Genomic DNA, 12,912 nt, shown 5'->3' with positions numbered 1-12,912 from the left:
CAGGCCTGGTGCTACGTCCTCGTCGTCAGTGAACTCGGGGGGCCGGCCGGTGCCGCTGGTCAGGGGGTGGTCAGCGGCTCGGCGTCGCTGGCGCGCAGGGCGTCCTCGGCCGCGGCCGCCACCCCGTGCCTGGCGATCACGTCGACCAGGCCGGCGACGCGCTCGGCGAACTCGGGGTGCTCGGCCAGGCCGTCGCCGAACGTGCCGCCGGCGATCACCTCGTCCACAAAGGACCGTGTGGTGCTGGCGCTGGCGGCGCTGGCCGCGAGGGTGGTGCGGGCCGGGTCGACCATGGCGGCGGCGTGCGGGCCGGCGTCGAAGCCGCTGGGCGGTGCCACGCAGCACAGGTAGGCGGCCATGGTGAGGGCCAGCTGGTGTGGCATCCGGCCGGCGCGCAGGTGCCGCAGTGCCGGTTCGGGAACGCGTTGGCGCAGCTTGACCGAGCCGTCCGAGCCCACCTGCCGGGTGCGGTGGCCCAGCGCGGTGTTGGCCCACCGCTGGAACAGCCGCGCGATGTAGTCGTCCGCGTCGATGTCGGCCGGCACGGTGAGGGTGGGCAGGTAGTCGTCGTAGAGCACGCGTCGGGCCGCCTCGGCCACGAACGGCTGGGCGAGCGCGTCCGGGATGGTCTCCCGCCCGTCCAGCGCACCCAGGTAAGCGATGAGCGAGTGGGTGCCGTTGAGCAGCCTGAGCTTGACCTGCTCGTAGGGCTCCACGTCGGCGGTGAACAGCGCGCCGGCCTGCTCCCAGTCCGGCCGGCCGGCGGCGAACCGGTCCTCCAGCACCCACATGGTGAACGGCTCGGCCGGCACCGGCACGGTGTCGCGCAGACCGAGCTGGGCGGCCACGGCCCGCTGGTAGGCCTCGGTGGTGGCGGGCACGATGCGGTCCACCATGCAGCTGGGGAAGCTCACCGCACTCGCCAGCCAGGCAACGAGTTCGTCGCGTTCGGCCGGGGCGAGCGCCTCGGCGAACTCGCGCACCAGCCGCTGGGTCTGGGTTCCGTTGCCCACCAGGTTGTCGCAGCTGAGCACGGTGATCGGGGTGGCGTGGGCGCGCAGCCGGCGCTGCAGTCCCCGGACGAGCTGGCCGATGGCGGTCCGGGGCGGGGCGTCCCCGCGCAGGTCGGCCCGCACCTCGGCGGCGTCCAGGTCGAGCCCGCCGGTGCGCGGGGAGAAGGTGTAGCCGCGCTCGGTGATGGTGAGCGTGACGATCCTGGTGTCCGGCGCGGCGATGGCGTCGAGCACCGCGTCGGTCTGCTGCGCCGCGACGAGCACGCCGGTGTGCGCCGCGGGCACGCTGACCCGGGTGTCCGTCGGCGAGATCTCCACCACCGAGTAGCGCAGGTCCTGCTCGCGCATGGCGTCGGCCACCTCGGCCGAGCGGCTGGCCACCCCGAGGATGCCCCACGGGCCGTCGGTGTGGGCCAGCGCCTCGGCCGTGTACACGGCCTGGTGGGCGCGGTGGAAGTTGCCGAGTCCGAGGTGGACGATGCCGGTCCTGGTCAGGGCGCGCTGGTGGGTCAGTGCGGTGGCGGGCACCGTGGCGGCGCCCAGGCGGGGCAGACTCATCGGGGTTGTGTCACCAATCGGTCATCGAACCGTCGCGCCGGCGCGCGACGGGCAGGTAGGCGGGCTCGTAGGGGAACCGGGCGGCGAGCGCCTCGTCGACCTCGACCCCCACGCCGGGCACGTCACCGGGGTGCAGGTGCCCGTCGGCGTAGCTCCACGCGTGCTGGAACACCTCGTGGACCTGGGGTCCGTAGCCCATGTACTCCTGGATCGCGAAGTTCGGTGTGGACAGTCCAACGTGGAGTGACGCGCCGAGCGCCACCGGGGAGACGTCCGAGGGACCGTGCGGGCCCAACCGGATCTGCCACACCTCGGCCAGCGCCGCGATCCGGCGCAGGTGGCTGATCCCGCCGGCGTGCGTCACGCAGGTGCGCACGAAGTCGATCAGCTGCTCGGTGATCAGCTGCTGGCACTCCCAGATGGTGTTGAACACCTCGCCGATGGCCAGCGGCACGGTGGTGTGCCGCCGGACGTGCCGCAGCACCTCCTGGTTCTCCGCCGGGGTGACGTCCTCCAGCCAGAACAGGTCCACCGACTCGACGGCCCGGCCCAGCCGCGCGGCCTGGCCCGGGGTGAGCCGGTGGTGGACGTCGTGCAGCAGCTGCACGTCCGGGCCGACGTGCTCGCGCGCGGCGGCCAGCGCACCGGGTGCGTGCCGCAGGTAGGCGTCGGTGTCCCAGACCTCCACCACCGGCGCCGCGCCCCGCCCGGCGGGCTCGTAGCCGGTGGCGCCCCGGGTCACCCCGTACACGGTGTCCAGGCCCGGCACCCCGGTCTGGACGCGCACCGCCCGGAAGCCGCGCTCGCGCTGGGCGTCGACGGAGTCCAGCAGTTCCGGCACGTCCCAGCCGGTGGCGTGGGTGTAGGACAGCACCCGGTCCCGCACCGCGCCGCCGAGCAGCTGGTACACCGGCTGGCCGGCGACCTTGCCCTTGATGTCCCACAGCGCGATGTCCACCGCGCCGATCGCGGTCATGGTGACCGGACCGCGCCGCCAGTACGCGCCCCGGTAGAGGAACTGCCAGGTGTCCTCGACGCGCGCCGGGTCGCGGCCCACCAGCAGCGGCGCCACGTGGTCGCGCAGGTAGGCGGCGACGGCGAGTTCGCGGCCGTTGAGGGTGGCATCGCCCCACCCGACCACCCCGTCGGTGGTGGTGATCTTGAGCGCGACGTAGTTGCGGCCCGGGCTGGTCACGATCACGTCGACCGCCGCGATGGTGTCGGTGCGGCTCACCGGGCCACCGCCACCACGTTGCGCAGCGGCTCACCCGCGGCCAGCCGGCCGATGTTCGCGGCGATGTCGTGCACCCGGCGGGTGAAGGTCTGCCGGGTCAGGCCGGAGGAGTGCGGGGTCATCAGCACGTTGTCCAGCTCGTGGAACGGGTGCGGGCTGGGCGCGGACTCGGCCCCGGCCGCCGGGTAGTCGTACCAGACGTCGATGGCGGCGCCGCCGATCACGCCGTCGCGCAGCGCGGCGTACAGCGCGTCCTGGTCGACCACCGGTCCCCGACCGACGTTGACCAGCAGCGCGGTGTCGCGCATCGCGGCCAGCTCGGGCGCGCCGATCAGGCCGGTGGTCGCGGGCGTGAGCGGGGTGGACACCACGACCACGTCGGACTCGGCCAGCAGCGCGCCCAGCTCGGCGATGCCGGCCGCCCAGGCCAGCCCGTTGGCGGTGGCGTCGATCCCGCCGCGCCGGGTCACCGCCACACCGCGCGCCCCGAACACGTCGAACCGCTGCCAGGCGCGGGCCCCGATGTGCCCGAACCCGACGAAGCCCACGGTCGCGCCGTCCAGCGCGTCCGGCCACGGCACGCTCGGGTCGTAGGCCGGGGAGTCCCACCGGCCCTGCCGCAGGGCCGCGTCCTGCCGCAGGAAGCCGCGGCGCAGCAGGATGGTCGCGGCCACCACGTACTCGGCGATGGAGTCCTCGTGGTGGAAGGTGTTGGCGACCTGGGCGCCCGGGCGCAGCGCGCCGACGTCGATCTTGTCGGTGCCCGCGCCGGCCGCGTGCACCAGCCGCAACCGGGTGCCGGCGGCCAGCAGCGGCGCCGGGCAGTGGCTGCCGACCAGCACGTCGGCGCCGGCCAGGGCGGTGGCCACGGCGGCGGGGTCACCGACGTCGGGCCAGCGCACGACCGTGCCCTCGGGCACTGCGGCCTCGAACTCGGCGCGCAGCGGCACCAGGTTCTGGTCGGTGACGACCACGGTGAGATCAGGGGTGTTCATGACGTGACCTTCAAGCGAGTTCCGTTGCGCAGGCGGCGGCAGGACGGGCAGCGGCAGGACCGGCGGCGGCCGGCGCGGTGGACGCGCGGACCACGAGCTGGGTGGGCAGCCGCACGGTGCGCGGGGCCTGCCGGTCCCCGGCCACGGCCCGCCCGAGCAGTTCCAGGCTGAGCGCGCCGGCCCGGGCCATGGGCACGGCCACGCTGGTCAGCGCGGGGTGCGCGACCGCGGCGAACGGGATGTCGTCGATGCCGACCACGCTGAGCTGGTCGGGCACGGACACCCCGAGCGCACGCACCCCGGCGATCACCCCGAGGGCGACCAGGTCGTTGTGGGTGATCACCGCGGACGCGCCCGAGGCCATCACGCTGGCCGCCGCCGCGGTGCCGCCCGCCGCGGTCTCGGCCTGCCAGCCGAGCAGGCACAGGTCCAGGCCGGCCTGCTCGGCCAGCCCGCGGACCAGGTCCACCCGGTGGCTGTTGGACCAGGACCGCTGCGCGCCCTGCACGTACGCGACGCGGCGGTGGCCGAGCGCGGCCAGGTGCTCGACGGTCTGGCGCAGTCCGTCGGCGGCGTCGGCTATCACGCAGTCGGCGCCGACCGCCTCCCGGTTGACCAGGACGACCGGGGTCTGTCCCGCGCAGGCCAGCACGTCCTCGGCGGTCAGCCGGGGCGAGCACACCACGATGCCGCTGACCTGGTCGCGCAGGTGGTTGATGGCCTCGCGCTCCCGGTCGGGGTTGAGGTCGGTGTCCACCAGGACCACCGTCTGCCTGCGGTACCAGCCCTCGGCCTGGGCCGCCTTGACGAACGCGCCGAACACCGGGTTGGCGACGTCGGGCACGACCACGGCGACGGTGCTGGCCTCGACGGACGCCTCGCCCGACCGCGCGCCGACCGGTGCCTGGTAGCCCAGGTCCTCGGCGACCGCCAGGACCTTGCGCAGGGTTTCCGGCCCCAGCCGACCCGGGTCGCTGAACGCCCGCGACGCCGTGGACAGCGACACCCCGGCCTGCCTGGCAACCTCGGTCAAGGTCGGGGCCATCGGTCCTCCGCTGCGTCGCCGTTGAGCAGGTCACCGGCCAGGTGTGACCGGTGTCGCCAATGGTCAGCAACCTTGCACAACATTGTCAAGGGTTTGCCAAGCGTGGTTCTGCCGCTACTTCCCGCCCCGGACACGCGAAACGGGCACGGCGGTGGCCGCCGTGCCCGTTCACCACGTGCCGCCCGACCCACTTCGCCGGGCCGGGCCACCCCTCACAGCGTCAGGGTGCGCACGTTGTTGTCCACATTGGTCTCGGGCAGGCCCGGCACGGTCCCGGCCGGGACGGCCTCCAGCCGCACCGGTTCGGTGGGCACCGCGGTGACCAGGGCGGTGACCCACAGTTCCAGCACGCCCGGCGCGTAGTCGTGGCCCCACTTGCCCACGGTGATCACCTGGCCGGACACGCTGTGCTCCACCACCGAGGTGGCGTCGACGAACTCCAGCCCGGCGGGCAGGGTGAGCTTGCCCTGGTAGGTGTCCACGGTGTTGCCCCGGTTGGCCACCACCGCGTGGAAGCTGACGGTCTGTCCCACCTGGACGCCCCCGGCCGGGGACGCGGTCAGCTCCTCGGCGACGCGGTCACCCCTGCCGCGCACGAACCCGGCGTCGATGTGGGTGGGACTGGTCACCGTCCCGTTGTCGGCCACCTCGACGGTCACGGTGCGGGTGGTCGCGGCGTCCCACCCCACGTCCGAGTCGCGGTCAGCGGAGCCGACGAACGGCCTGGTCGGACCGAACCCGGACAGCACCGAGGTGGACATCCGGTACTCGCCGGCCGGCAGGTCCTCGATCCGGTAGTGCCCCTGCGGGTCGATCTGGGCCCCGTCGTAGTAGGGCGGGTTCGCCCGGTAGGCGAAGACGTGGATCTGCTGCGGCAGCGGCGGCTCGGCGTCCTGCCTGATCCCGTCCTCGTTCTCGTCCAGCCAGGCGACCCCGGAGATCGAGCCGCCCCGGATGCCGAACTCCACCTCGGCCGTGCCGCCCGCCGTCACCCGAGCCAGCGCCACGCGGCTGGTGGTCGACGCGTACCCGTCGATCCCCCCGTTCACCAGGTACCGCCCCGGCCTCAGGCCCTCGGCGGTGAACCTGCCGTCCAGCCCCAGCGTCGCACTGCCCGACCAGGTGCCGTCCAGCTTGGTGATCGGCACCGGCCGAACCACGCCGTACGGGCGCTCCCCGCCGTCGAAAACGCCGTTGCCGTCCCGGTCCAGCCAGATCTGCCCGCTGATGGCACCCGACGCGTCCGCCGCCGCGGCGGCCGTGCCGGTCAACAGCAGTGCGCTGCCGACGGCACCCGCCGCGGAAACAGCCATCAGTCCGCGAAAGATTCGCATGGTCGTCTTCCCCCTCGCTGTGCGATCCGCGCTGCCACCGTGACAACGCGAATACTGGAATGTGCCCGCTGCGGGGGTGGTGTTGCGGCACGTCCCCATCAGGTGTGAACAGACCCGGAACACCGGCCGCCGCACCTCGCCGGTGCCCGGCGCCTCGATCAGCCGGTGACGAGCAGCTGCGCGGTGGTGAGCAACCCGGTGCCCGCCGCCGCGAACGCGGCGACCGCCAGCCGGCGCCGGGACGATCCCGCCGCCGCGGGCGCGCGCACCGCGGTCAGGCACACCAGCACCAGCACACTGGCCAGCACGCCCGCGGCGATCTCCAGTGGTGCCGCGTGCAGCACGCCGGCGCGCACCAGCAGCACCGCCAGCACGGTCGCGGTGAACGCGGTGCGCTGCCAGGCCAACGCGGTGCGCTCGGGCTGCAGGCCGGGATCGCGGTCGGCGGCCACTACGGACCGACCACAACCAGGACCAGCACGATGACCCCGGCCACCGCCGCCACCCAGCCCAGCACGAACGGCAGCCAGGTCATGGGCAGCGAACGCCCGTGCCGCATGGCCCGCTGCACGTGCGCCCACCGCTGGTAGGCGAACGCGCCCAGCGCGGTGCCGGCCACACCCAGCAGCACGGCCAGTGCGGTGCGCAGCCCGCTGATCCCGGCCAGGGGAACGAACTGCATGAGCGCCACGGCACCGGCCAGCAGCGCCAACGCCGTGCGCAGCCAGGCGAGGAAGGTGCGCTCGTTGGCCAGGGTGAACCGGTAGTCGGGCTCCTCCCCCTCCTCGTACCAGTGCGGCCGTCGCGGCATGGCCCGCATCATCGCACGCCGAACGCGCACCTCCCGGCACGGCCGGCCGCGCCGGTCCGCCCGTGTCCACAGTGGAGCCTGCCGGTCACTGCCTGCCGCTGCCGCCCGGCTCCCGCAGTGCCTGCTCCCACCTGCGCCGCAACTCGGCCACCCGGTCCGCGGTGAGCCGCTCGTACAGCTCCTCCAGCTGCCGCACCGCGCTGGCGAGTTCCGCGGCGTGCCGCTTGACGTCCAACAGCTCCTTCTGCGCGACCACCACCCGGCCCCACTGCGAGGTCAGCACGTCGCGGTACTCCTCGCCGCCCGGGATCGACAGCTCCTCCTCGTAGAGCCGGTTGATCTCGGACAGGGTCGCGTACGCCACGAAGTCGTCGCCGGCCTCGATCGCCTTGAGCAGATCGCCCTCCAACGCGGTCAACCTGGTGACCCAGTCGGGCACGGTGACCGGGAGGTCCAGCAGCCGCTGGAACCGCTCCTTCTCGGCCGCGAGTTTCCTCTCCTTGTACACCGTGTCGTCGGTGGCCTCTTTCAGGTCGGCCCGACAGCGGCGGAGGTCACCGAGCACCTTCTTGATGTCGGCGCGCAGCCGGAAGATGACCGCGTCGGCCTTTTTGCGGGCCGGCCCCAGCGATGCGGTCAGGTAGGGCACCTTGTCCTCGACCCGACGCCGAACCGCGTTGAGCAACCGGGGAAAATCCTGACTGCGGTATTCGAGTTCCTTTTCCCGGATCTCGTCGTGGCCCTCGGTCAGCCCCTGCACGGCCTCCCGGATAACCGTGGCGTAGTCGGCGAGCGTGACCGCGAATTCCGCCTCGTAGCTGGCCTGGTCGCTCAACTCGTCCAGCACCGCGCCAGGCCCGACCGGCTGCCCGTACCGCTCCTGTCTGGCCCGCTCCTGCCTGGCACCGCTCATCGGCGCACCCCGGCACCGACCGACCACGAACCGACGACACCGCGCGGTGTTCCGCCGGCAATTCCGGGCACGACGCGCACAATGGTCAGGGCCACAGCCGTTTCCGAACCAGACACACCTTCTCCTTACTGACTGAAGATATGCGACACAGCTCCGCAGCGGCAACGACCAGGACGGTCCCGTCACGTTTCCACGCTCTGCCGAACAACGCTGGAATCTCCAAGATCACGCAGATCGTGGCAGCCGCCATCCAGAGCCGCAATGCGGTTAATCCGGCCGAGTGAGAACGATCAACCCGGACACCGCGAGGACCGATCACCACAAGCGACGGACGTGGCGCGCATTCCCTCCAGCGGCGCGCTCACCCGGCTCCGCGACGCCGGGCGGTTTCCGTTGTTCGGCCCGCGCCCGTGACCTGTGGTAGCCGGCGCCACCCGGTCGAGCACCGGTCGCCGCGCCCGCGCCGACCTGTCGGGTGTGCTTTCCGGTCGCTGGCCCGACTTGCTGCGCGCGGTGTCGCGATTGGACCTATGGTCGGGGTGTGTACAGCGGACCGGCGACTGCGGTGGTGACCGGAGCGTCCTCGGGCATCGGCGCCGAGTACGCCAGGCAACTCGGCTCGGCCGGGTGGAACCTGGTTCTCGTCGCCCGGCGCGCCGACCGCCTGGCCGAACTGGCCTCGTGGCTGCGGGCGCGGACCGGGGTGGCGGTGGAGCCGCTGACCGCCGACCTGGCCGACCCGGTGGACCTGGGCCGGGTCAGCGCGCGGGTGGCCGGCGCGGACGTGGCCTTCCTGGTCAACAACGCCGGCATCAACGGCTACGGCCCGTTCACCGAGGTCGACCCCGCGCTGCTGGCCAAGGTGCTGGCCGTGAACGTGGTGGCCCCCACGCTGCTCACCCGCGCCGCGCTGCCTGGCATGCTCGACCGGGGTGGCGGCAGCGTGGTCAACGTCGCCTCGCTGCTGGCCTTTGCCGGCTCACTGCCGCCGGACCCGTTGCCCTGGCGCGCCACCTACGGCGGTTCCAAGGGCTACCTGGTGACCTTCACCCGCACGCTGGCCGCCGAGCTGGCTGGCCGCCCGGTCCGGGTGCAGGTGGTGTGCCCGGGGCTGACCGCCACCGAGTTCCACCTGACCACGGGCGAGAAGTCGGTGCCGGGCGGCGAGGAACAGGTGCACGCCGAGGGCGGCATGCCCGCGGGTGACGTGGTCACCGCCTCCCTGGCGGCGCTGGAGACCGGTGAGGTGGTCTGCGTGCCGGGGTTGGCCGAGCGCGCGGCGGTCGACCGGCTCGTCGCCGCCGAAGCCGAGCTGCGCGCGGGCTCCGGCAGCCGGATCGCCACGCGCTACCAGCGGCCGGACCACGGCTGAGGGCTTGTTTTGTTCAACACTGAAGTTATTGAGGATACAATTATATGAGCGGTGGTGGGGGCCGGTGCGCCCGGCCCCCACCACGCGTCAGGGCCGCGGGAAGAAGCGGTCCAGCATGGCGTTGCCGAACTTGCCGGCCGGGTCGTACTCGGCGCGCAGCCGGCGGAAGTCCGACCAGCGCGGGTAGCTGGCCGCGAGCTGGTCCGGGGTCAGCTCGAACAGCTTTCCCCAGTGCGGCCGGGCGTCCCAGGGCGCGAGCGCCCGCTCCAGCTGCCTGATCACCGCCACCACGGCCGCGGTGTCCGGCGTCCAGGTGAAGTGCATGGCCACGCTCGGGCGCTGGTAGGCCGGGCTGAGCCAGAACTCGTCCGCCGCCACCGTGCGGATCTCGGTGACCAGCAGCACCGGCGCGAGCTGGGCGGCGAGGTCCTTGACCGCCTGGAGCGCGGGCACGGCGTGCTCGCGGGCGACGAAGTACTCGGACTGGAGTTCCGCGCCCACGCTGGGCGTGAACTCCGCGCGGAAGTGGGGCAGCCGCTCGCTCCACGGCCCGGCCGCGCCCTGCTGCGGTGTGGCGTTGCGCGTGGGCATGCCGGGAACGGGGTGCCTCGGCCCGTCGGCCGGACGGGCGCCGGTCCAGCTCAGGTCCACGGCCGGCTCGTCCACCCGGCGCTTGACCCACACCGAACTCGGGCCCCGCCAGTCGGTGAACACGCTCACGCTGTAGCCGCTGCCCAGGATCGCGTCGAGGTCGGCGAACAGCGCCGGCCAGGTCAGTCCTTCGTGGACGGTCTGCTCGACGTCGAAGGTCGGGTGCACCGCCAGCTCGAAGCCGGTGACGACGCCGAGGGCGCCGACCGAGACGACCGCGCCGGGGAAGTCGGCGGACTCCGACCGGATCGTGCGCGGTGTGCCGTCGGCCGTGACCAGCTCCACCGCGCGCACCGCGCTGGCCAGCGTGCCGGACCTGATCCCCGAGCCGTGGGTGGCGGTGACGACCGCGCCGGCCACGGAGATGTGCGGCAGCGACGGCAGGGTGTGCAGGGCGAGACCGGCGCGCTGTAACCGGGCGGCCAGCTCACCCAACCGCGTGGCCGCGCCGACCCGCACGCTGCGCCGGTCCTCGGCGATCTCGAACAGGTCGGGCAGCCGGTCCAGCGAGACCAGCGCACCGGTGGTGTCCGCGCTGCGGTTGAACGAGTGGCCGGAGCCCAACACCCGGAGCTGGTCGCTGTCCGCGACGAGCTGGCGCAGCTGCGCCACCGACTCGGGCCGGTGCAGGCTTCGGGCGGCGAAGACAATGTTTCCCGCCCAGTTCGTCAAGGTCGCGGCCATCGTGGTCCTTCCGCCGTGCGCGGCACCCCCAGGTGCCGGTCCATCGCGGCGCCATTCTCGCCGACCGGCGCCACGCCCGGTCAGGGCTGGTCTTGCCGGCCGGGGGCGGTCCGCTGCTGTTCGGCGAGGTAGCGGTCGACAACCTCGGCGGTGATCGCCGGTCCGGCCAGCACGGGGCGCGGCACCGCGGGGCCACGCAGGCCGTCGATGAACAGCTCGGCGTGCCGCCGGTTCAGCGTGTCGGTGAAGTCGCCGAGCAGCCGCATGCTCGGCAGCGGCCGGAGCAGCTTCAGCAGCCCGAGCATGACGTCACCGACGCCGACGTCCGCGCGCAGCCGCCCGGTGCGCTGCGCGGCGCGCACGAGTTCGTCCAGCTCCGCGACCAGCTGGGAGCGGCTGGCCCACAGCTCGTCGTCGGGCGAGAACTCCATGCCAAGGCTGCCGAGCAGCACGGGCAGCACGGTGCCGATCCGGGTCTCCAGCACGGCGTGGAAGAAGCGCACCAGGGCCGCCCACTCGTCGTCCTCCTCGGCGCGCGCGGCGCGCAGCTGCGCCGCGGCCAGGGCCATGGCGTCCAGCGACACCTCCCGGATCAGCGTCCTGCGGTCGGGGAAGCGCCGGTAGAGGGTGGCGATGCCGACGCCGGCCCGGCGCGCGATCTCCTCCAGCGGCGCGTCAACACCCTGCGCCAGGAACACCTCGCGGGCCGCGGCGATGACCTGCTCCCGGTTGCGGCGGGCATCCGCCCGCAACCGAACCGTGTGCCTCGACAACGCCCACCTGCCTTTAGGCCGTTCGGAGGATCTTTCTCCGGTTGCGTCAGCGTACCCTGACGATTAAGTGGAGGGTTTCCCTTCGTTTAGGAGTTCTGATGACGCAGAGCACGGCCAGCGAACCCCAGGTGTTCCCCATGCGACGGGAGTGCCCGTTCGCCCCACCCACCGAGTACGCCGGGCTGCGCGCCGAGCGACCGGTGTCCCGGGTGTCCCTGCCCACGGGCGGCAGCGCGTGGGTGGTGACCAGGCACGCGGACGTCCGCACCGTGCTGACCGATCCGAGGTTCAGCGCGGACGTCAGGAAACCCGGCTTCCCCCTGGTCGCACCGCTCCAGCAGACGGTCGGCCGCGAGCGGCCCTCGTTCCTGCGGATGGACCCGCCGGAGCACAGCGCCTACCGCCGCATGCTCATCGCGGAGTTCACCGTCAAGCGGGTCAAGGCACTGCGCCCCGGCATTCAGTCCACAGTGGATGGTCTGATCGACGCCATGCTCGCCGGGCCGCCGCACGCGGACCTCGTCGAGTCGCTGGCCCTGCCCGTGCCATCACTGGTGATCTGCCAGCTGCTCGGCGTGCCCTACGCCGACCACGAGTCCTTTCAGGACTGGGCTCGCGTCCTGCTGTCCAGGACCAGCGGGCACGAGGCCGTCAACGCCGTGTTCCAGCAGCTGGTCGGGTACTTCGACGAGCTGATCGACCTGAAGCGGCGCGAACCGGGCGAGGACCTGCTGACCAAGCTGGTGACCGACTACCTGGAAACCGGTCAGGTCAGCCGGGAGAACCTGGTCACGACCATGATCCTGCTGCTCAACGCCGGACACGAGACCACATCGAACATGATCTCGCTCGGCACGGTCGCCCTGCTGGAGAACCCGGACCAGCTGGCCGAACTGCGGGCCGACCCGGACGTGCTGCCGGCCGCCGTCGAGGAACTGCTGCGCTACCTGAGCATCGCGGACACCGTGCCGAGCCGGGTCGCCACCGAGGACGTCGAACTGGGCGGCACGCTGATCCGCAAGGGCGAGGGCGTCATCGGGCTGCTCGCCGCGGCCGACTGGGATCCCGAGGTGTTCCCGGACGCCGAGTCGTTCGACATCCACCGGGGCAACCGCCGGCACCTCGCGTTCGGCTACGGCGTGCACCAGTGCCTCGGCCAGAACCTGGCCCGGCTGGAGCTGGAGATCGTGTTCGGCACCCTGTTCGAGCGCATTCCCACGCTCCGCGTCGCCGCACCACTGGACGAGCTGCCCTACAAGCACGACAGCCTGCTGTTCGGCCTGCACGAACTCCCGGTCACCTGGTAGCCCGACGGTTCCGGTAGCACGTCGGCGACGGGGACGACTCGACCCGGGAGCCGACGCACGCGGCCCGGGCCACTCGTCGCGTGGCCGCAGCACCACGCGACCGGTGGTCCGGGCCGCGGCGTCGGTGCCGATCACGCTCCGGCTGCGGCCTTGAGCGCCTCAGCCCGATCCGTGCGCTCCCACGGCAGATCCAACTCCGGACGACCGAAATGACCATACGCC

Annotated in this window: 12 protein-coding genes; 2 read left to right on the top strand and 10 right to left on the bottom strand. The window is 72.9% G+C overall.

Translation table 11 applies throughout. The features are described from left to right. Positions 1–59 precede the first annotated feature (59 nt). The 8 genes from LX83_RS03740 to LX83_RS03705 form a co-directional block, all read right to left on the bottom strand. A complete protein-coding gene (locus LX83_RS03740; RefSeq protein WP_253767051.1) occupies positions 60–1,571 on the bottom strand; it encodes a mannitol dehydrogenase family protein in 1,512 nt (503 codons plus the stop codon). A 10-nt stretch (positions 1,572–1,581) separates the two neighbouring features. Further along, entirely contained in the window at positions 1,582–2,805 is a 1,224-nt protein-coding gene (gene manD, locus LX83_RS03735; RefSeq protein ID WP_308203905.1) for a D-mannonate dehydratase ManD, read from the bottom strand. After that, complete coding sequence (locus tag LX83_RS03730) at positions 2,802–3,800, bottom strand: 2-hydroxyacid dehydrogenase (RefSeq protein WP_253767049.1); 999 nt, start codon at positions 3,798–3,800, stop codon at positions 2,802–2,804. Before LX83_RS03730 ends, manD begins: the two co-directional genes overlap by 4 nt. 10 nt (positions 3,801–3,810) lie before the next feature. Then, complete coding sequence (locus LX83_RS03725) at positions 3,811–4,845, bottom strand: LacI family DNA-binding transcriptional regulator (protein WP_253767047.1); 1,035 nt, start codon at positions 4,843–4,845, stop codon at positions 3,811–3,813. Positions 4,846–5,057: 212 nt separating this feature from the next. Then, positions 5,058–6,158, bottom strand: coding sequence for an SdrD B-like domain-containing protein (locus tag LX83_RS03720; protein ID WP_253767045.1), 1,101 nt, complete (start codon positions 6,156–6,158; stop codon positions 5,058–5,060). Between the two features lie 179 nt (positions 6,159–6,337). Beyond that, on the bottom strand, positions 6,338–6,631 hold the full coding sequence (locus LX83_RS03715) for a DUF202 domain-containing protein (RefSeq protein ID WP_253767044.1): 294 nt from the start codon (positions 6,629–6,631) through the stop codon (positions 6,338–6,340). After that, on the bottom strand, positions 6,631–6,990 hold the full coding sequence (locus tag LX83_RS03710; protein WP_253767042.1) for a YidH family protein: 360 nt from the start codon (positions 6,988–6,990) through the stop codon (positions 6,631–6,633). Before LX83_RS03710 ends, LX83_RS03715 begins: the two co-directional genes overlap by 1 nt. A gap of 85 nt (positions 6,991–7,075) precedes the next feature. Further along, positions 7,076–7,903, bottom strand: a complete 828-nt coding sequence (locus tag LX83_RS03705; protein ID WP_253767040.1) for a hypothetical protein — start codon at positions 7,901–7,903, stop codon at positions 7,076–7,078. Between the two features lie 541 nt (positions 7,904–8,444). Here LX83_RS03705 and LX83_RS03700 point away from each other — a divergent pair. Beyond that, the gene (locus LX83_RS03700) at positions 8,445–9,275 is read left to right on the top strand and encodes an SDR family NAD(P)-dependent oxidoreductase (RefSeq protein ID WP_253767038.1); all 831 of its coding nucleotides are present in this window, start codon (positions 8,445–8,447) and stop codon (positions 9,273–9,275) included. Positions 9,276–9,362: 87 nt separating this feature from the next. On the opposite strand, the gene LX83_RS03695 is transcribed toward LX83_RS03700, so the two are convergent. After that, on the bottom strand, positions 9,363–10,610 hold the full coding sequence (locus LX83_RS03695; protein ID WP_253767036.1) for a D-arabinono-1,4-lactone oxidase: 1,248 nt from the start codon (positions 10,608–10,610) through the stop codon (positions 9,363–9,365). A gap of 80 nt (positions 10,611–10,690) precedes the next feature. After that, a complete protein-coding gene (locus tag LX83_RS03690; RefSeq protein ID WP_253767034.1) occupies positions 10,691–11,383 on the bottom strand; it encodes a TetR/AcrR family transcriptional regulator in 693 nt (230 codons plus the stop codon). Positions 11,384–11,481: 98 nt separating this feature from the next. Between LX83_RS03690 and LX83_RS03685 the strand changes: the two genes are divergently transcribed. Then, positions 11,482–12,690, top strand: coding sequence for a cytochrome P450 (locus tag LX83_RS03685; protein ID WP_253767032.1), 1,209 nt, complete (start codon positions 11,482–11,484; stop codon positions 12,688–12,690). Positions 12,691–12,912: the final 222 nt, after the last annotated feature.

The sequence above is a fragment of the Goodfellowiella coeruleoviolacea genome (assembly GCF_024171785.1).
Lineage (GTDB): Bacteria > Actinomycetota > Actinomycetes > Mycobacteriales > Pseudonocardiaceae > Goodfellowiella > Goodfellowiella coeruleoviolacea.
Note: the sequence above shows the minus strand (reverse complement) of the source record. Positions and strands in the feature narration are given on the sequence as shown.

What these genes read in the sequence shown, in the direction of transcription:
- LX83_RS03705 (WP_253767040.1), bottom strand. Translation starts at nt 7,903, where the DNA reads ATGAGCGGTGCCAGGCAGGAGCGGGCCAGACAGGAGCGGTACGGGCAG.
- LX83_RS03710 (WP_253767042.1), bottom strand. Translation starts at nt 6,990, where the DNA reads ATGCCGCGACGGCCGCACTGGTACGAGGAGGGGGAGGAGCCCGACTAC.
- LX83_RS03720 (WP_253767045.1), bottom strand. Translation starts at nt 6,158, where the DNA reads ATGGCTGTTTCCGCGGCGGGTGCCGTCGGCAGCGCACTGCTGTTGACC.
- LX83_RS03730 (WP_253767049.1), bottom strand. Translation starts at nt 3,800, where the DNA reads ATGAACACCCCTGATCTCACCGTGGTCGTCACCGACCAGAACCTGGTG.
- LX83_RS03740 (WP_253767051.1), bottom strand. Translation starts at nt 1,571, where the DNA reads ATGAGTCTGCCCCGCCTGGGCGCCGCCACGGTGCCCGCCACCGCACTG.
- LX83_RS03695 (WP_253767036.1), bottom strand. Translation starts at nt 10,610, where the DNA reads ATGGCCGCGACCTTGACGAACTGGGCGGGAAACATTGTCTTCGCCGCC.
- LX83_RS03725 (WP_253767047.1), bottom strand. Translation starts at nt 4,845, where the DNA reads ATGGCCCCGACCTTGACCGAGGTTGCCAGGCAGGCCGGGGTGTCGCTG.
- LX83_RS03685 (WP_253767032.1), top strand. Translation starts at nt 11,482, where the DNA reads ATGACGCAGAGCACGGCCAGCGAACCCCAGGTGTTCCCCATGCGACGG.